We start from the raw sequence: 18,364 nt of genomic DNA on the forward strand, positions 1-18,364 counted from the left end.
GAAATAATATGTCCAGTTTATCGATACGCGGTATCCGCAAGGTGTACACGAATGGCGTCGAAGTCCTCAAGGGCATCGACATCGAGATCAAGGATGGCCAGTTCCTGATTCTCGTCGGCGGCTCCGGCTCCGGCAAATCGACCTTGCTCAACATGGTGGCCGGCCTGGAAAGCGTCACCTCGGGCGAAATCCTCATCGACGGCAAGGTCGTCAACGACTTGCCGCCGAAGGACCGCGACATCGCCATGGTGTTCCAGTCCTATGCGCTGTACCCGTCGATGACGGTGCGCGAAAACATCGCGTTCGGTCTGAACGTAAAAAAGGTGCCGAAGGCCGAGCAGGAAGAAATCGTCTCGCGCGTTGCCGAAACCTTGCAGATCACGCACTTGCTGGACCGCCGTCCGGCGCAGCTGTCGGGCGGCCAGCGCCAGAGGGTAGCCATGGGCCGCGCCATCTCGCGCAAGCCGTCGCTGTTCCTGTTCGACGAACCGCTGTCAAACCTGGACGCCAAGCTGCGCGTGGAAATGCGCGCCGAGATCAAGCTGCTGCACCAGCGCCTGAAAGCGACCATCGTCTACGTCACGCATGACCAGATCGAAGCGATGACCATGGGCGACCTGATCGCCGTCATGAAGGATGGGGTGGTGCAGCAGCTGGGTACGCCGCAGGAAATCTACGACAATCCGGCCAACCTGTTCGTGGCTGGCTTCATCGGCTCGCCGTCGATGAATTTCATTACCGTCAAGCCTGTCGTCGAGGGCAACGAGGTGTTTGTCGCCATCGACAACGCGGGCAAGAGCATGCGCCTGGCCTTGCCTTTCGACGCCGACAAGCTGCGTAGCTATGCTGGCCGCGAGGTGGTCCTGGGCGTGCGTCCGGAACAGATCACGGACATGAGCAGCGCGCACGGCGACGTGGGCCAGGAACTCGGTTGTCTGATCGATCTGGTCGAGCCGACCGGCCCCGATACCCTGCTGACGACACGCTTGAACGGCGCGGCCGTGACGTGCCGCACGCATCCGCGCGAAGCCGTGTTGCCGGGGCAGACCATGCAGCTGTCGTTCAACCTGTCGAAAGCGGCCATGTTTGATCCGGCCAATGGCGAGCGCATCGCGTAAGCGGCACCTGCCATAGATAACGGCCCGCCTGTCAGCTGACAGGCGGGCCGTTGTTGTTTGCGCAGGCGCTTATCGTGCCAGCGATTTCTTGTACATGATGGACTGGCGTAGCTTGCCCTTGTCGTCGATCAGTTCATCGAACGCTTCCCGGTTGACTTCCTGCAGCGCACCCAGGTCCGCCGCGCGCTTGCCACCGCTGACGATATCGCCGGGTTGCAGCGCCACCATCGCCTGCGCCGCCAGCAAGATCGCATTCGCATACGCGGCGCGATCAAGCAGGTCGATGCGCGCCAGGTCCAGCGCCGGCATGCCGCGCAGCCAGCCGGCCCAGTAAAATTCGAGAAATTCCGTGGCTTGCGCGGGCGGCTTGTAGCCGATCTCGCGCGTAAAGTAGACGAGCGAGCGGTACGGGTCGTCGCCCAGCGATGCCAGTCCGATGGCGGCCGGCAGTTGCTGCGCCGTGATGGCCTGGTTGCGGCCGTCTTTCAGCCACACCTTGTTTTCTGCGTGCATGCGCGCCCAGAACGCCGCTTCGCCCAGCGTGCTGAAATTGTCGCTGACCTTGACCCAGACTTTCAATTCATGATTGCGCCCGCCGTCGGCCTCCCAGAAGGTGGAAAAGGTGTGGTGGCCATCGGTCAGATAAAGCTTGCCCTGCGGGCCGATGACGACGGTTTTCATGTCGTTCGGGCGGCTGCCCACGGCCGCCTTGCAGCGGTAGCCGGCCGGTGGCGTGGCCAGGGCGGCGCCAGGCACATTGGCCGTGTCGGGCAAGACGTCGCCCTGGCCATTGGCCTCGCACAGGTCGGCGAATTTCTTCGGCCTGGCGATGTCGGCGATGTGTTTTTCTTCGGCCGCATAGCGTCCCAGCTTGTAATAGACCTGATCGTAGCCGATGGCCGGCTGGGTCGGATGCAGTTCATCGAGGCGCACCTGCAGGATGCGCGGATGGGCGGCGTTGCCCACGACGGTGGCCATCAGCGCCTGCTGGCGCGCGCTCAGGGCGGGCAGCGTGGCGGCATCGCGTGCCAGTGCCGGCGGCAGGAATGCCGACTGGCAGCCCAATGCCAGCAGCAGGGCAGGGGAACGGTGGAAAATCCGGTGCATTGCCATCCTCTCCAAAAGACACAGTATCGCTGACGCCATGCACCGCAGCTTGATGCCGCGCAGGCTGGCGTCAATTCATGCGGCCCGCCGTCAGCGGCCCAGCATGCGCAGGCAGGCGTCCGCGACATCGGCGGCAAAGGCGCTGCTGTCCTGCAGTTGCGCGGCGATGGCGTCGTCCGTCACGCCATGCACGGCCGAGTAAATCATCAGGGACGTCAGGCGCGGCTGCGGCAATGGCCATGCGCCCGCTGCCGCGCCGCCCTCGAGGATGGCGTCCAGCTGGGCCAGGATGGCGTTCTTGTCGCGGTTGTCCGCCGGCTCGATGCCGAGGCTGCGCCGGTGGCTCGTGTAGACGATGTCGTGCAGCCGCCAGGTACGCAGATAGGTAGCGACATTGGCCTGTACCCATGCGCGCAGCCGGCCCTCCCAGTCGTGCGGCATGCACAGGTCAACGGCCGCTTCCAGGCTGGCCAGGAAGCGGCTGGTGTAGCGTGCGGCCAGCGCCGCCAGCATTTCCTGCTTGGACGGAAAGTAATGATAGAACGTGCCTTTCGCCACATCCGCCAGGGTAGTGATGTCGCTGACCGTGGTCGCTTCCACGCCCTTGTCCAGGAACAGCTGCTCGGCAGCGGCCATCAATTCATCGAGGCGAATCTCGGCCGGCTTGGTGCGGGGTCGGGCGGACGCTGGCGTGGCGGCGGCATCGGGCATGGCGGGGCGGGAGGTAGTCATGCGCCCAGTATAAATGAAGCGCCGGCGCAGCCCAAGCGCACAGCCGCTCGCTATTTCCATTTAATTGACTGACGGTCAGTCGATATGTATGATGAAGGAGAACTCATGAATTGGAGCATCTCCATGCAACGTTATCGCCGCGCGGCCCTGGTGGCCGCTGCCTACCTGGGCACCTTTCTCGCGTCGCTCGACATCAGCATCGTCAACGTGGCCCTGCCGACCTTGCAGACGGCGCTGGCGACGGACATGGCGGGCTTGCAGTGGGTGATCAATGCGTACGCGCTCTGCCTGTCGGCCTGCATGCTGTCGGCTGGCCCGCTGGGCGACCGGCATGGCCACAAGCGTATCTGGCTGCTGGGCGTGGCATTGTTTACCGCCGGTTCGCTGCTGTGCGCGCTGGCGGCCAGCCTGCCGCTGCTGCTGGCCGGGCGCGCCGTGCAGGGCGTGGCGGGGGCCTTGTTGATTCCAGGCGCGATGCCGATACTCAGCCATGCTTTTCCGGATCCGCGCGAACGGGCGCATGTGATCGGCGGCTGGTCGGCCTTCAGTGCGCTGGCGCTGATTCTGGGACCGTTGTTGGGCGGCATGCTGCTGGAGGCCACGGGATGGCAAAGCATCTTCCTGATCAATCTGCCGCTGGGTTTGCTGGCCATGCTGCTGGGCGCCTGGGGCATCACGGAGCGTCATTACCGCGAGCAGGCGGCGCTGGACCGAACCGGGCAGGTGTTGAGCATCGCCTGGCTGGGCGCACTCACGTATGGCTTGACCGCGCTGGGTTCAGGCAGTACGCCGGCCTGGCCGCCACTGGTGTTCGCGCTGCTGGCCTTTATCGTCTTCCTTGCCGTCGAGGCGCGCGCGCCGCGCCCTTTGTTGCCGCTACGAATGTTTCGCGAGCGAAGCTTCGCGCTGGTCAACCTGGCCTCGCTGGTGCTGGGCTTTGCCTGCTACAGCAGCCTGTTCTTTTTCTCGCTGTACTTGCAGCAAATCCAGGGCTGGGCGGCGGGAGCCAGCGGCTGGCGCATGTTGCCGCAGTTTGCCGCCATGGGCATCGTTTCCCTGGGCTTTGGCCGTCTCAGCCGCCACGTGCCTTTGCGCCGCCTGATGTTGGGTGGCTACATGCTGGCGGGACTGGTGCTGCTGGCGACGGCGACCTTGGCGCCCCGGACGCCGTATGCCATCGTCGGTACCCTGTTCGGCTTGCTGGGCGTGGCCATGGGACTGGCCGTGCCAGCCACCGGCTTGCTGGCCATGGCCAGCGTGGGCAGCGAGCGTGGCGCCATGGCGTCGGCCATCATGAATGCCTTGCGCCAGGCAGGCATGACCCTGGGCGTGGCGGTGCTGGGCAGCGTGATGAGCTTGCGTACCAACGCCATGCTGGAGCGGTCGGGACAGGTTGCCGCACTCGCCGCCGGCTTCCAGCTGGCCATGCTGCTGGCGGGGCTGGCATGCCTGGCGGTTGCCTTGCCGCTGTACTGGCTGCCAGCCAGGCAGTCCTAGGCGAGCAAGCCGCTGGGCACGCGCGGCGAAGACATCAAATCGCGGAACGCGGCCCAGTGCTCGGCGCGCGTCGTGCCCTGGCGCTCGACATAGGCTTTCGCCATGTCCTGGCCCAGGTTGTAATTGATGACATAAGCGCCCATGGCGTCGTAGAACTGCAGGCGCTGCACCGATTTTTCGGCCGGGTACAGGCGCACGTTGACCAGCCATTCCAGCGCCTCCTCGCGACTCAGGCTGCCTTCGAGATACTGGCGCGCGATGTCGTTGTCGGCATAGCCGAGCTTGGCCAGCAGCGCATTGAGTCGCGCATAGCGGGGCGCCAGGGCCGGATCGAGGCCGGCCAGCGGGTACAGCACCTGTTGTTCAAAAGCCAGCCGTTCTTCATCCGTAAAGCTCAGTTCGATGCCGTAATTGGCCGTGCCTTCGGCGATCAGCGATTGCGGTGAATACAGCGGATAGATGCAGTATTCCATCCAGCCCTTGCCACGCACCAGGTCGCGTTCGAGTAGCACGTTATAGACGTGGTGGCCCGGATACGCTTCATGGCAGCCGAGGTCGACGGCGCGATCGATGTACACGGGCAAGTCGGTATTGATCTGGATCACGCTCTGGTAGTTGCCCTTGTACCAGTTGTAGCCGCTCCATGGCTTGTCGGTAACGAATTCCAATATAAAATCTTCGCCTTCGGGCAGGGCGATGTAGCGCAAGGTGCGCTCGCGGCCCGCGCGGATGGCCGCATCCATGACGGCGCGCAGCTTGTCGGCGGGAACGACGAGTTGCGCGCGCAAGGCGTTGACCCTGTCGCTGACCGTGCCGTCGCCGGGCAGCAGCGCGTCGATCTGCGCCACCAGTGCTTCATAGTATGCGCGGCTGTGATGGGGCGAGACGGCGTCGTACAGGCGCGCGCTTTCCGTATCGAAATCGAGGCGTGTGCCTTGCAGCATGTCCGCCTTGGCCAGCACGGCTTGCAGCTGCTTGCGCAGGTTGAGGGCGCGCAGGCAGGATGCGTCTGCCAGCAGGGCCAGCGCCTTGTCTGTCGCGGCCTGGATATCGCTCAAACTCTGTGGCTGTTCTACCGCTTCCTGTTGCCATGCGGGCGGTCCGTAATACGCGTCGACATACGAGGCATCGTGCTGGCCCATGGCCAGGACCAGCTTGACGTAGCGTTCGGCCACGTCGGCGTGAAGGGGGGAGTTGCTGTCGTTGTTCGTCATGGCGGCCTGATTGTGCTGTTGGGCAGGCGCTTATTGTATAGCGCAATGGCGCGCAGGCGCGGCATGCACCTGTCACATCATTTCCCTATAACAATTAGAGAAACGCATCTTGATATACATCAGTGACCCCGGCATTTGCGGCCTGCGCATGCGGGTTTGGTAGCAAGATGGCGTGGTCGTCTTTTTTCGTGCTTACGTGATTTTCTCCTTGATCTTTCTTCGTTTATGGACGAATATGATGTACGAGATCCGGCACTACCTGACGTCATCGGGCAGGGATTTATATACGGAATGGCTGAAACGCCAGCGCGACAATACGGCCAGGGTGGCCATCGTGCGGCGCGTGCTGCGCATGATGCCCGGCAATTTTGGCGACCATAAATTTTGTCACGACGGCGTGTGGGAGTTGCGCATCGATGTGGGCGCCGGTTATCGTATTTACTATGCCATCGACGGCGGCCAGATTATTTTATTGCTGTGTGGTGGCGACAAGCGCGTGGCGACAAGCGCACGCAACCGAAAGATATCGAATACGCCTGTGCCTGCTGGCACGACTGGAAGGAGAGAGGACATGAAAGAGGACGTGAAACAGGTCATGAGCAAACCACCAAGAGACCGCTCGCATGACGAAGCGATGGCTGAGCTGTACCGCGACGATCCCGATCTCGCCCTTGAATTGATCAACAATATCCTCGCCGATGGTGATCTCGGCGAACTGCTGGCCGTGCTGCGCCAGCTGACGCGTGCCTTTGGCGGCGTGCCTGCCGTGGCGCAGGCGGCCAAGCTCAATCCTACCCAGCTGTACCGCACCCTGTCGCCCGATGGCAATCCATCCTTGAGCACCTTGACGGCCATCCTCGATGCCATGGGCTTGCGGCTGGCGGTGGAACCCAGGCAGCCCGAACGTTCATTTCCCGCACCGGCTGCCTGAGTTCTTGGCACGCGGCTAGAATTCCACGGGCCGTGCCTCGCGCATGGCCTGCGTCATGGCCAGGCCGATGCGCGTCGCTTCCGTCGCGTCGTGCAAAGTCAGCGACAAGGTGCGCCGGCCCAGTGCTGCATCCGTAAACTCCTTCGCCTCGATCAAAAAGGCATCGGCGAAGCGGGCATAGAAGTCCGGCGTGCACTCAGTGCGCACGCCATGCGCATCCGAAATTTCCACGCGGTTCAGGCGCGGATTGCTGCCCACGGCCAGGCGGCCGCCCGTGCCGAACACTTCCGTCAGAGTTTCATGGCCATGCGCCATGGTGCGCGATGCCATGAAGCTGGCCATGCTGCCATCGGAAAATTCGACCGTGGCCAGGCCATTGTCGACGTCGCCGAACGCCTGCAAGCCCGTGTGGATGGCGTTGGTGCCGCTCGCATACACGCGTTTGGGCACGGGGTTGCCCAGCAGCCAGCGCGCCAGGTCGATGTCGTGCACGCTGCAATCGAGGAAGATGCCGCCGCTGGTGGGGGCGAAGCGCATGAAGGCGCCGCTGGGGTCGTTCTGGTCGCAGGTTTGCGAACGCACCAGATACGGCTTGCCGATGAGGCCCTGGGCGATCTTTTGCTGCGCGTCATGGTAGCTGGCGTCAAAACGGCGCACGAAACCGATCATGATCGTCAACTGAGGGTGGCGCGCCGCTTCCGCTTCCACCTTCAGGCAGTCGGCCAGGTCCAGCGACAGCGGTTTTTCGCAAAACACGTGCTTGCCGGCGCGCAGGGCGGCGATGATCTGGTCCGCATGCAGCGAGGTGGGCGTGACGAGAAAGACGGCGTCCAGGCCCGGGTGGGCCAGCAGGGCGTCGTAATCGGCATAGCCGGTGGTGACGCCGAGCATGCTGGCGGCCCAGTCCAGTTCGGTGGGTACGGGGCTGCAGGCGGCGACGACTTCGGCGTTCGGCACGCGCTGCGCCAGGTTGATGGCATGGCGCTGGCCCAGCCGGCCCAGGCCGACGATGCCGACTTTTAATGTTGGGGATGACATGGTGTCTCCAGGTATTTTTATTATTGGTTTATAAAGTGATCACGCGCTGTTCGCGCCACGACAGGGTGGCCGCCTCGGCCAATTCCAGTGCCTTCAAGCCATCGTGCACGGTGGTGCGCAGCGGCGTGCCGTGGCTGAGGGCGTCAAAGAAATGCGCCATTTCCTGCGCATACGCCACGCGGTAACGTTCCAGGAAAAAATCTTCCGGCTTGTCCACGCTGACATTCACCGAACCATAGGCCGTCACTTCCGTCGGCTTGTGGTTGCCCGCTTGCAGCATGCCGGCGCTGCCCAGCACCTCAAAACGCTGGTCGTAGCCGTAGGCGGCGCGGCGCGAGGCATTGATCTGGCACAAGCGTCCCTTCGCCGTGCGGATGGTGACGACGGCCGTATCGAGGTCGCCCGCCTCGCCGATGGCCGGGTCGACGAGGCAGCTGCCCGTGGCGTGCACGCTGACGGCTTCATCGTCGAGTATCCAGCGGAAGATGTCGAAATCGTGGATCAGCATATCCTTGAAGATGCCGCCCGACACCTTGATGTAGCTGACCGGTGGCGGTCCCGGATCGCGGCTGGTCACAATGAGCAACTGCGGCGTGCCGATTTCGCCCGCCTCAATGCGTGTCTTGACGGCATTGAAAGTGGGATCGTAGCGGCGCTGGAAGCCCAGCATGCACAGCACCTTGGCTTCCTTGACGGCGGCGGCGCAGGCGCGCGCCCGGTCGAGGGTCAGGTCGACGGGCTTTTCGCAAAAGATGGCCTTGCCGGCAGCGGCCGAGCGCAGGATCAGGTCCGCGTGCGTGTCCGTGCTGGAAGCGATGACGACGGCCTTGATGGCCGGGTCGGCCAGCGCCGCCTCGACAGTCGCGCTGCTGCCGCCATGCAGGCCGGCCAGCGCGGCGGCCGCTTCCTGGTTGACGTCGACCACATACTTGAACTGCACGCCGGGTTGGGCAGCCAGGTTGGCCGCGTGGATTTTGCCGATGCGTCCGGCGCCGAACAACGCTACTTCAATCATCATGTTCTCCTGGGGTGTGGATTTCTTCGATGTCGAGCTCTAATTTATATGCCAGCGCGATGAACAGCGCCTGGCACAGGCAGATGGTGCTGGTCAGCGAGCGGAAGGCGAAGGCGCTGCCCTCGGTGACGGTGAGCAGCGCGTCGGCGGCCCGCGCGAGCGGGGCCAGCTTGCTGTCGGTAATCACCAGGACCTTGGCGCCCTTGTCTTGCGCCGCCTTGATGCACTGCTGGGTTTCCTTGCCGTAAGGCGAGAAACTGATGGCGATCGCCACATCGCGTTCGCGCACGCTGCGCATCTGTTCGCGGTGCATGCCGCCCAGTCCGCTAATCAGGTGCACGCGCTTGTCCGTGTGTTCCAGCGCGTAGGCGATGTAGGAGGCGATCGGAAAGGACCGGCGCACGCCGATCACATAGATATTTTCAGCCTTGAGCAGCAGATTGACGGCCGCTTCCAGCTGCGCGTCGTCGAGTCCGGCCGCCAGGTCGTCGAGGCCGGCACGGCTGGCGCCGACGAATTCGCGCGTCAGGTCGCCTGCGCTCAGCGCCGCGTCGCGCGTGGAAATGAGCTTGCGGATGCGCTGCTGGTAATCGGGCGTGGCGCCGGCCTGGTCCGTGTAAGCCTGGCGGAACACGTCTTGCATTTCGGAAAAGCCCGTGTAGCCGAAGCGCTGCGCGAAACGCACGATGGCCGACGGCTGCACGTCGCAAGCGGTGGCGATGTCGCTGATGCGTTCGAGCATCAGGCTGGCCCGGTGCTTCTCGATGTATTGGGCGATGACTTTCAACTGGCGCGACAGATTGTCGTACTCGGCGGCGATGTGTTGCATCAGTTGTTCGATGGGGGCGGTGGCTGCCATGTTGTTTCCTTTGGGCTGGTTCTGGCGAGAATTATAGGATTGAATTCAGAAAATAGAAATGATTTTCTATTTAAATTTATTTTGAAAATTTTATTGCATTTGTCTTTTTTGTGGCCTAAGCTGTGCGCAGTGCATCGGGTCTTGCCGGCTTTCCGGCTCCCCGCTGACACGCTTCAAAAGCTGGCAACTATAAAAATTCATCCTTCAAGGAGACATTCATGCAAAGCAATAAGCGTAAGGGATTTCTGAAGCGCCTGGCCATGCTGGGCCTCGGCCTGGGACTGGGTCTGGGCATGAGCGCCAGCCACGCGGCGGGCGAGAAATTCGTGTTGATCAGCCATGCGCCCGATTCCGATTCCTGGTGGAATACGATCAAAAATTCCGTCAAGCAAGCAGGTGAAGACTTCAATGTCAGCGTCGACTACCGCAACCCGCCGAATGGCGACCTGGCCGATATGGCGCGCCTGGTCGAGCAATCGGCCGCCCGCAACTACGACGGCGTGATCGTCAGCATCGCCGATTTCAGCGTGCTGCAAAAACCGCTGGGCCTGGTGGCGGCGAAGAAAATCCCCTTTATTACGATCAACTCGGGCACCCTGGCGCAAAGCGAACAGCTGGGCGCCGTGATGCATGTGGGCCAGCCTGAATTTGAGGCAGGCAAGGGCGCGGGCGAAAAAGCCAAGGCGGCCGGCATCAAATCCTTCGTCTGCGTCAACCACTACGCGACGAATCCTTCGTCGTTCGAGCGTTGCCGCGGTTTTGCCGAAGCCATCGGCGTCGACTTCAAGGCCGCCACCCTGGATGCGGGCGAAGACCCGACCACCATCGAAAGCAAGCTGAGCGCCTTCCTGCGCAACAATCCGAAAACCCAGGCCGTGCTGGCGCTGGGACCGACCTCGGCCCACGCTTCGCTCAAGGCGCTGGAAAAAATGGGTTTGAAGGGCAAGATGTGGTTCGCCACCTTCGACCTGTCCGATGACATCTCGAAAGCGATCAAGGATGGCAGCATCCAGTTCGCCATCGACCAGCAACCGTACCTGCAAGGCTATATCCCCGTTGCCGTGCTGGCCATCATGAAGCAGGACAAGACCACGGACCTGGCCAAGGTGCGCGAAAAGCTGATCAATAACGCCAAGTTCAAGGCGCGCCTGGCCGAGTATGGCCTGGCACCATCGTATGGCCCGCGCCATATCGGTTCCGGTCCTGGGTATGTCACCAAGGACAATATCGGCAAGGTGGAGAAATACGCCGGCCAGTTCCGTTAAGCAGTTAAGCACCCGCTTTTCAATTCAATCAATACTTAGTTGTTGTCCCCGCGCGCAGGCCATGCTTGCCGGCGCGCGGGTCCTGCCGCCCTGGAATTGTTGGCAAGGCTGGCAGGTTGCTATAAAACAAGGGAGACATAGCATGAGTACCGTGAAATTAAGCGTGGAGCAGGGCGGCATGGCCGCCTCGGGCACGCCGCCGCAAAAGCAGGGCCTTGATGAGCGCGTGGGGCAGGTCAGCTGGCTCAAGCGGCTGTTCAGCCGCCCGGAATTCGCCTCGATCTCGGGCGCCATCCTGGTGTTCGCCTTCTTCATCCTGACGGCTGGTGACTCTGGCATGTTCAACCTCGACGGCGTGATCAACTGGGCGCAAGTGGCCGCCTACCTGGGCATCATCGCCATCGGCGCCTGCGTATTGATGATCGCCGGTGAATTCGACCTGTCGATCGGCTCCATGATCGGCTTTTCCGGCATGATGATCGCCATCCCTTCCGTGTATTTCCACTGGCCCGTGTGGGCCGCCATCCTGTTCGCCTTTGCCGGTTCGATGGCGCTGGGCTGGCTCAACGGCTACCTGGTCATCAAGACGCGCTTGCCGTCGTTTATCGTCACCCTGGCCTTCCTGTTCATCTTGCGCGGCCTGACCCTGGCCCTGTCCATCATGTTTGCCAACCGCACCATCGTCAGCGGCATTGGCGCGCTGGCCGCCGACGACTGGCTGGCCCTGACCCTGTTCCATGGCGAAGTGGGCACCTCGCTGTTCGCCTGGATGGCCAAGGCGGGCTGGATCACGGCGCTCGACAATGGCGCGCCGCTGGTCAAGGGCATACCCAAGGTCATCGTCTGGTGGGCCGGCCTGGCGCTGGTGTCCGGCTTTGTCCTGGCCCGCACCCGCATCGGCAACTGGATCTTCGCCGTCGGCGGCGACGCCAACGCTGCCAAGAACGTGGGGGTGCCCGTGAAAACCATCAAGGTATCGCTGTTTGTCTTCACCGCCTTCTGTGCCTGCCTGTTTGCCACGCTGCAAGTATTTGACGTGGGATCGGCTGCCGCCGACCGCGGCATGCAAAAGGAGTTCGAAGCCATCATCGCGGCCGTCATCGGCGGCGCCTTGCTGACGGGCGGCTACGGTTCCGTCGTCGGCGCCTGCTTCGGCGCGCTGATCTTCGGCGTGGTGCAGATCGGCATTACTTATACGAATATCAATTCGGACTGGTTCCGCGTCTTCCTCGGCGTCATGCTGCTGATCGCGGTACTGTTCAACAACTTTGTCCGTGCACGTGTCACGGAAGCGAGATAAGCCATGAGCGAATACATCCTTGCGCTGGAAAACATCAGCAAACGTTTCGGCTCCGTCATCGCCCTGCAAAACGTTACCCTGCGCTTGAAACCGGGCGAAGTGCATTGCCTGCTGGGTGACAACGGCGCCGGCAAGTCGACCCTGATCAAGACCCTGGCCGGCGTGCACCGGCCTACCAGCGGGCAATACCTGGTCGATGGCCAGAGCGTCTGCTTCAATTCGCCGAAGGAAGCGCTCGACCTGGGCGTGGCTACCGTCTACCAGGACCTGGCGCTGGTGCCCCTGCTGTCCGTGGCGCGCAATTTCTTCATGGGACGCGAGCCGATCAAAAAAATGTTCGGCGTGCTGCACGTGATGGATATGGAGTACGCGGCCACCACGGCGCGCGACAAGCTGGCCGAAATGGGCATCATGGTGCGCGACCCGCACCAGGCCGTGGGCACCATGTCGGGCGGCGAACGCCAGTGCCTGGCGATTGCCCGCGCCATCCACTTCGGCGCCCGCGTGCTGATCCTCGACGAGCCGACGGCCGCGCTGGGCGTGAAGCAGTCGTTCAATGTGCTGAAACTGATTTACAAGGCGCGCGAGCGGGGCTTGTCCGTGATCTTCATTACCCACAATGTGCACCACGCTTACCCCGTGGGCGACTCGTTCACCCTCTTGAACCGGGGCAAGTCGCTGGGCACTTACACCAAGGAAACCGTTTCCAAGGATGAAGTACTCGACATGATGGCGGGCGGTGCGGAAATGCAAACGCTGATGGCTGAACTCGACGGTGTCACGATTTAAGGATAACCATGAATAACCCGACACAATTTGCCCAGGGCCGCGCGCTCGACGTGATTTGCCTGGGCCGCCTGGCGGTGGACCTGTATGCGCAGCAGATCGGCAGCACCCTGGAAGACGCGACCAGTTTCGCCAAGTACCTGGGCGGCTCGTCGGCGAACATCGCCTTCGGCACGGCCCGCCTGGGCCTCAAATCGGCCATGCTGTCGAAAGTGGGCGACGACCACATGGGACGTTTCTTGACGGATACTTTGTCGAAAGAGGGTTGCGACGTCAGCCATGTGGGCATCGACCGCGACAGGCTCACCGCCCTCGTCATGCTGGGCATCAAGGATAAAAACACCTTCCCCCTGATCTTTTACAGGGAAAATTGCGCCGACATGGCCATCGACCTGGCGTCGGTGGATGCGGCCTTCATTGCCTCGAGCAAAGCGCTCCTGATCACTGGCACGCATTTTTCTACCAGTGCCATGCACGCCGTCAGCACGCAAGCATTGAAACTGGCCCGCGCCAACAACGTGCGCACCGTGCTCGACATCGATTACCGGCCCGTGCTGTGGGGCTTGTCGGGCAAGGCGGACGGCGAAACGCGTTTCGTTTCGAACGAAGGCGTGACCAAACATCTGCAAAGCATCCTGCCTCATTTTGATTTGATCGTCGGCACGGAAGAGGAATTCATGATCGCCGGCGGCGGCGCGGACATCATGGCGTCCCTGCGCGCCGTGCGGGCCGCCACCCTGGCCACCCTGGTCGTCAAGCGGGGCCCGTTGGGCAGCGCCGTCATCGACAATGTGGTGCCGGCCAGTTTGGATGACGCGTATAACTACCGTGGCGTGCGCGTGGAAGTGCTGAACGTGCTGGGCGCGGGCGACGCTTTTCTGTCCGGTTTCCTGAAAGGCTGGCTGCGCGGCGAGGATTACGAAGCGTGCTGCCGCTATGCGAATGGCTGCGGCGCCCTGGTCGTGTCGCGCCACGGCTGCGCACCGGCCATGCCATCGCCCGTCGAGCTCGACTATTTCCTGGCCAACGCAGCCAAGCTGACCCAGCCGGACCAGGACGCCACCTTGTCGCGCCTGCACCGCACCACGGTCGCGCGCCAGCAGTGGGATGAGCTGTGCGTGTTTGCCTTTGACCACCGCACGCAATTCTTTGAGCTGGCGCAACAGACGGGCGCATCCGAGTCGCGTATCTCGGCCTTGAAGCAATTGATGGTGCAAGCCGTGGCGCAGACGGAAACAGCCTTGCAGCTGGCCGGCAAGACGGGCGTGCTGATCGATGGACGCTATGGCGTCGACGCGCTCAACGATGCGACGGGGCGGGGATGGTGGATCGGCCGGCCCGTGGAATTGCCCGGTTCCAATCCGCTGCAATTCGACTGGGGCCGCTCCATCGGTTCGCATCTGCTCAGCTGGCCCAAGGAACACGTGATCAAATGCCTGGTGCAGCTGCACCCGGACGATGCCGTGGAAAACCGTCTGGAGCAGGAAGCGCAGATCAAGGCCCTGTACGACGCGGCGCAAGTGAGCGGTCACGAACTGTTACTGGAAGTCATACCGTCGGAAGCCTTGCCGCACAGTGACGACAAGGTCTTGCGTGCCGTCAAGCGCCTGTACAACCTGGGTATCTACCCGGAATGGTGGAAGCTGGAAAGCATGTCAGCCCAGCAATGGCAAGCCATCGATGCCCTCGTGCACGAGCGCGATCCGTATTGCCGTGGCGTCGTGTTGCTGGGCTTGAACGCGCCGATTACCGCCCTGGCCGCCAGTTTCGAGCAAGCCAGCGCCAGCCGTACTTGCAAGGGTTTCATGGTCGGCCGCACCATCTTCCAGGAACCGAGCCGCCGCTGGCTGGCCGGTGAAATCGACGATGCGGGCCTGATCGCCGCCGTGCGCGCCAACTTCGAACAACTCATCAGCTTGTGGCAACGCACGCGCAAGCACCTGGAGCGTGCGGCATGAAGACCACCACGATCAGATTGACCATGGCGCAGGCCCTCGTGCGCTACCTGGCCGCCTTGCGCACGGACGATGGACAGCCGCTGTTCGGCGGCGCCTTCGCCATCTTTGGCCACGGCAACGTGGCGGGACTGGGCGAGGCGCTGTACCAGTACCGCGACAGCTTCCCCACGTATCGGGCGCATAACGAACAGGCGATGGCGCACTCGGCCATCGCCTATGCGAAAGCCCACATGCGCCGGCGCATGATGGCGGTGACCAGTTCCATCGGCCCCGGTGCCACCAACTTGCTGACGGCCGCCGCGCTGGCGCACGTGAACCGTCTGCCGGTATTGCTGTTGCCGGGCGACGTATTCGTCTCGCGCGCGCCGGACCCGGTGCTGCAGCAGCTGGAGGACGCCACCGATGGCAGCGTGTCGGTCAACGATGCGTTCAAGCCGCTGTCGCGTTATTTCGACCGCATCGTCTATCCGGAACAGTTGTTGACCGCCTTGCCGCGCGCCATTGCCGCCTTGACGGACCCGGCCGCCTGCGGTCCCGTCACTTTATCGCTGCCGCAAGACGTGCAGACGATGGCGTATGACTATCCGGCCGACTTTTTTGAACCGCGCATCGTGCGTTTCCGCGCCGTGCCGCCCGTCGAGCAGGAGCTGGAAGAAGCGGCAGCGTTGTTGAAAAACGCGAAGCAGCCGCTGATACTGGCCGGCGGCGGCGTGCTGTACGGCAAGGCCAGCGTCGCCTTGCAGGCGTTTGCCGAACGCCATGGCATTCCCGTGGCGGAAACCCAGGCCGGCAAAAGTTCTCTGCCATGGAACCATCCCTTGCAGCTGGGCGCCATCGGCGTGACGGGCTCGCCTGCGGCCAACAGCCTGGCAGCGGACGCGGACGTGGTGCTGGCCGTCGGCACGCGCTTGCAGGATTTCACGACGGGTTCCAACTCCCTGTTTGCGCAGGCGCAACTGGTGAGCCTGAACGTCAACCGTTTTGACGCCCTGAAACGCCGGGGTCTGGGCTTGCAGGCGGACGCGACACTCGGTTTGCAAGGCCTGTCGCGCCTGCTGGGCAGCTGGAATAGCGCGGGCCAGTGGATGGAGCGGGCGCAGCAGGCAGGGAACGCGTGGCGCGCGACGGTGGCGTCCATTACCGGGAAAAGGGAAGTCGCCGGCTTGCCGTACGACGGCGAAGTCATCGGCGCCGTGCAGCGCTCATCCAGGGAATCCACCCGGAACGATATCGTCGTCTGCGCGGCGGGCACCTTGCCGGCCGAGCTGCACAAGCTGTGGCGCACGGAAACGCCGGGCGGCTACCACATGGAATACGGCTACTCGTGCATGGGTTATGAGATCGCCGGCGGCCTCGGCGTCAAGATGGCGAAACCGGAAGCCGAGGTCATCGTCATGGTGGGCGATGGTAGCTATCTGATGATGAATTCGGAAATCGCCACCTCCGTCATGGTGGACAAAAAACTCATCATCGTCGTGCTCGACAACCGGGGCTATGGCTGCATCAACCGTCTGCAGCAGGCCTGCGGTAATCCATCATTCAACAATATGCTGCCCGATAGCGCGCCACACATCGACTTCGCCCTGCATGCACAATCGCTGGGCGCGCTGTCCGAACACGTTGCCAACATTAGCGAACTGGAACAGGCCATGCTGCGCGCGCGGGCAGCCAGCCGTACCTACCTGATCTGCATCGATACGGACGACACGCGCACGACCGAAGAGGGCGGTTGCTGGTGGGAAGTGGCCGTGCCCGAGGTCTCCACCCAGCCAGCCGTGCAAGCTGCGCGCGCCCGTTATGAACTTGACCGCCAAGGACAAATACAATGAACGCACCGACATGGAATGTGAAGATCGGCATTAACCCGATCTCGTGGATGAACGACGACTTGCCCAGCCTGGGCGGCGAAACGCCGCTGGAAACGGCCCTCAAGGAAGGCGCCGAGATCGGCTACGTGGGTTTCGAGCTGGGCAACAAGTTTCCAAAAGATGCCCCGGCCCTGAACGCCGTGCTGGGAAAATACAATCTTGCCTGTGTTTCCGGCTGGTATTCGGGACGGTTGGCGCACCGCTCAGTGGAAGAGGAAATCGCCGCCGTGGCATCGCACTTGCGCTTGCTGGCCGACAGCGGCGCCACCGTCATGGTCTACGGCGAAGTGGCTGACGCCATCCAGGGCGAAGCGCGTCCTTTATATAAGCGCCCCCGTTTCCAGTCGCAGCAGCAATGGCAGGAATACGCCAACAAATTGACGGCCTTTGCCGCCCACCTGCTGGCGCACGGCGTGCGCCTCGCCTACCACCATCATATGGGCGCTTACGTGGAAACGCCGGCCGACGTGGATCAACTGATGGCCTTGACGGGAGCCGAGGTCGGCTTGCTGTTCGACACGGGCCACATCACGTTTGCCGGCGGCGATGCGCTGGCGGTGCTCAACAAACACATCGAACGGATTTGCCACGTGCATTGCAAGGATGTGCGCCCGAACGTGGTGAAACTGGCGAGAAATGGCCATTGGAGTTTCTTGCAAGCCGTCATCAATGGCGCCTTCAGCGTGCCCGGCGACGGCAGCATCGACTTTCCGGCCATCCTCACGCGTTTATATCTGCATGGCTATGAGGGCTGGCTGGTGGTGGAAGCGGAGCAAGACCCGGCCGTGGCGCCCAGTTACCAGTATGCAAAAATGGGCCACGATTACCTGGCGCGCCTGGTCGACGCGATTCCCCGCTTGAAACGGGAAGCGGCATGAGCCCGCTGCTGGTCAAAGCGGACAAGGCCGGCGGCAAGATCGTCGAGGTGACGCCCGAGTCGGCCGGCTGGACGCATGTCGGTTTCGCCGCGCACCGGCTGGCCACCGGCGAGCCCCTGAACCTGGAGACGGGTAGCCGCGAACTGTGCATCGTCGTGCTGACGGGCACGGTCACCGTGCAGGCGGGCGAACAGCGCTGGGAAGCCATCGGCAATCGCGCCAGCGTTTTTGAAGACCGCTCGCCGTATGCCGTGTATGTCCCATTGGAAACTAAGGTCAGCATCACGGCGGTGAGCGCTGCGGAAGTGGCGCTGTGCAGCGCGCCGGCCACGACCCAGCGTCCGGCGCGCCTGATCGAGCCATCGACCATGACGCGCTCCGTGCGCGGCAAGGGCGCCAACACGCGCTATGTGTGCGACATCCTGCCGCAGACAGCCGAGGCCGATGGCTTGCTGGTGGTCGAGGTGGTCACGCCGTCCGGCCACTCGTCGAGCTATCCGCCGCACAAGCACGATAGCGACAACGTGCCGCTGGAAAGTTCGCTGGAAGAAACGTATTACCACCGCCTCCATCCGGAGCAGGGCTTTGCCTACCAACGGGTCTACACGGATGACCGTTCCATCGATGAAGCCATGGCCGTGGAAAACCACGACGTGGTAATGGTGCCCAGGGGTTACCACCCCGTGACCGTGCCGTATGGCTACGACGGCTATTACCTGAACGTGATGGCCGGCCCGAAACGCGTGTGGCACTTTAAAAATGACCCGGCCCATGACTGGCTGATGACGAAATAACCTA

Annotated in this window: 16 protein-coding genes and 1 pseudogene; 11 read left to right on the plus strand and 6 right to left on the minus strand. The window is 62.7% G+C overall.

The window, feature by feature from the left end:
- Nucleotides 1–8 precede the first annotated feature (8 nt).
- The gene (locus CLU91_RS00950) at nt 9–1,118 is read left to right on the plus strand and encodes an ABC transporter ATP-binding protein (RefSeq protein WP_100872587.1); all 1,110 of its coding nucleotides are present in this window, start codon (nt 9–11) and stop codon (nt 1,116–1,118) included.
- Nucleotides 1,119–1,187: 69 nt separating this feature from the next.
- Here CLU91_RS00950 and CLU91_RS00955 read toward each other — a convergent pair whose 3' ends face one another.
- Nucleotides 1,188–2,225 carry a ParB/Srx family N-terminal domain-containing protein gene (locus tag CLU91_RS00955; RefSeq protein ID WP_157814532.1) on the minus strand — a complete coding sequence of 346 codons (1,038 nt, stop codon included), beginning with the start codon at nt 2,223–2,225 and terminating at the stop codon, nt 1,188–1,190.
- Between the two features lie 90 nt (nt 2,226–2,315).
- Nucleotides 2,316–2,957 (minus strand): TetR/AcrR family transcriptional regulator, encoded by a 642-nt coding sequence (locus CLU91_RS00960; RefSeq protein WP_232730576.1) that lies wholly within the window; start codon nt 2,955–2,957, stop codon nt 2,316–2,318.
- 123 nt (nt 2,958–3,080) lie between these two features.
- Here CLU91_RS00960 and CLU91_RS00965 point away from each other — a divergent pair, with 123 nt between their 5' ends.
- Nucleotides 3,081–4,454, plus strand: coding sequence for an MFS transporter (locus CLU91_RS00965; protein WP_100876520.1), 1,374 nt, complete (start codon nt 3,081–3,083; stop codon nt 4,452–4,454).
- Here the strand turns inward: CLU91_RS00965 and CLU91_RS00970 are convergent.
- Complete coding sequence (locus CLU91_RS00970) at nt 4,451–5,668, minus strand: hypothetical protein (RefSeq protein WP_198521204.1); 1,218 nt, start codon at nt 5,666–5,668, stop codon at nt 4,451–4,453. The two genes, CLU91_RS00965 and CLU91_RS00970, sit on opposite strands and share 4 nt — an antisense overlap.
- 238 nt (nt 5,669–5,906) lie before the next feature.
- Between CLU91_RS00970 and CLU91_RS28790 the strand changes: the two are divergent.
- Together CLU91_RS28790 and CLU91_RS00980 are read left to right on the plus strand one after the other, a co-directional pair.
- Nucleotides 5,907–6,110: pseudogene (locus tag CLU91_RS28790) on the plus strand (type II toxin-antitoxin system RelE/ParE family toxin); the annotation flags it as partial.
- Nucleotides 6,111–6,302: 192 nt separating this feature from the next.
- Nucleotides 6,303–6,599 (plus strand): helix-turn-helix domain-containing transcriptional regulator, encoded by a 297-nt coding sequence (locus tag CLU91_RS00980; protein ID WP_232730896.1) that lies wholly within the window; start codon nt 6,303–6,305, stop codon nt 6,597–6,599.
- Nucleotides 6,600–6,614: 15 nt separating this feature from the next.
- Here the strand turns inward: CLU91_RS00980 and CLU91_RS00985 are convergent, their stop codons facing one another.
- The 3 genes from CLU91_RS00985 to CLU91_RS00995 are packed head-to-tail and all read right to left on the minus strand — an operon-like array spanning nt 6,615 to nt 9,511.
- Nucleotides 6,615–7,637 (minus strand): Gfo/Idh/MocA family oxidoreductase, encoded by a 1,023-nt coding sequence (locus tag CLU91_RS00985; protein ID WP_100872591.1) that lies wholly within the window; start codon nt 7,635–7,637, stop codon nt 6,615–6,617.
- A 28-nt stretch (nt 7,638–7,665) separates the two neighbouring features.
- The gene (gene iolG, locus CLU91_RS00990; protein WP_100872592.1) at nt 7,666–8,652 is read right to left on the minus strand and encodes an inositol 2-dehydrogenase; all 987 of its coding nucleotides are present in this window, start codon (nt 8,650–8,652) and stop codon (nt 7,666–7,668) included.
- The gene (locus tag CLU91_RS00995; RefSeq protein WP_071077880.1) at nt 8,645–9,511 is read right to left on the minus strand and encodes a MurR/RpiR family transcriptional regulator; all 867 of its coding nucleotides are present in this window, start codon (nt 9,509–9,511) and stop codon (nt 8,645–8,647) included. The genes iolG and CLU91_RS00995 overlap by 8 nt, the downstream gene beginning before the upstream one ends.
- A gap of 260 nt (nt 9,512–9,771) precedes the next feature.
- Here CLU91_RS00995 and CLU91_RS01000 point away from each other — a divergent pair, with 260 nt between their 5' ends.
- The 7 genes from CLU91_RS01000 (at nt 9,772) to iolB (ending at nt 18,360) form a co-directional block, all read left to right on the plus strand.
- Entirely contained in the window at nt 9,772–10,776 is a 1,005-nt protein-coding gene (locus CLU91_RS01000; RefSeq protein WP_100876521.1) for a sugar ABC transporter substrate-binding protein, read from the plus strand.
- A 178-nt stretch (nt 10,777–10,954) separates the two neighbouring features.
- A complete protein-coding gene (locus CLU91_RS01005) occupies nt 10,955–12,076 on the plus strand; it encodes an ABC transporter permease (protein ID WP_100876522.1) in 1,122 nt (373 codons plus the stop codon).
- 3 nt (nt 12,077–12,079) lie between these two features.
- Nucleotides 12,080–12,865 carry an ATP-binding cassette domain-containing protein gene (locus tag CLU91_RS01010; RefSeq protein WP_100872593.1) on the plus strand — a complete coding sequence of 262 codons (786 nt, stop codon included), beginning with the start codon at nt 12,080–12,082 and terminating at the stop codon, nt 12,863–12,865.
- Between the two features lie 8 nt (nt 12,866–12,873).
- Nucleotides 12,874–14,820, plus strand: coding sequence for a bifunctional 5-dehydro-2-deoxygluconokinase/5-dehydro-2-deoxyphosphogluconate aldolase (locus tag CLU91_RS01015; RefSeq protein WP_100872594.1), 1,947 nt, complete (start codon nt 12,874–12,876; stop codon nt 14,818–14,820).
- Nucleotides 14,817–16,649 carry a 3D-(3,5/4)-trihydroxycyclohexane-1,2-dione acylhydrolase (decyclizing) gene (gene iolD / locus CLU91_RS01020; RefSeq protein WP_100872595.1) on the plus strand — a complete coding sequence of 611 codons (1,833 nt, stop codon included), beginning with the start codon at nt 14,817–14,819 and terminating at the stop codon, nt 16,647–16,649. Before CLU91_RS01015 ends, iolD begins: the two co-directional genes overlap by 4 nt.
- The gene (gene iolE / locus CLU91_RS01025; protein WP_100872596.1) at nt 16,646–17,566 is read left to right on the plus strand and encodes a myo-inosose-2 dehydratase; all 921 of its coding nucleotides are present in this window, start codon (nt 16,646–16,648) and stop codon (nt 17,564–17,566) included. Before iolD ends, iolE begins: the two co-directional genes overlap by 4 nt.
- On the plus strand, nt 17,563–18,360 hold the full coding sequence (gene iolB, locus CLU91_RS01030; protein WP_100872597.1) for a 5-deoxy-glucuronate isomerase: 798 nt from the start codon (nt 17,563–17,565) through the stop codon (nt 18,358–18,360). Before iolE ends, iolB begins: the two co-directional genes overlap by 4 nt.
- Nucleotides 18,361–18,364 lie beyond the last annotated feature (4 nt).

It is taken from the genome of Janthinobacterium sp. 64, assembly GCF_002813325.1.
Classification (GTDB): domain Bacteria; phylum Pseudomonadota; class Gammaproteobacteria; order Burkholderiales; family Burkholderiaceae_D; genus Janthinobacterium.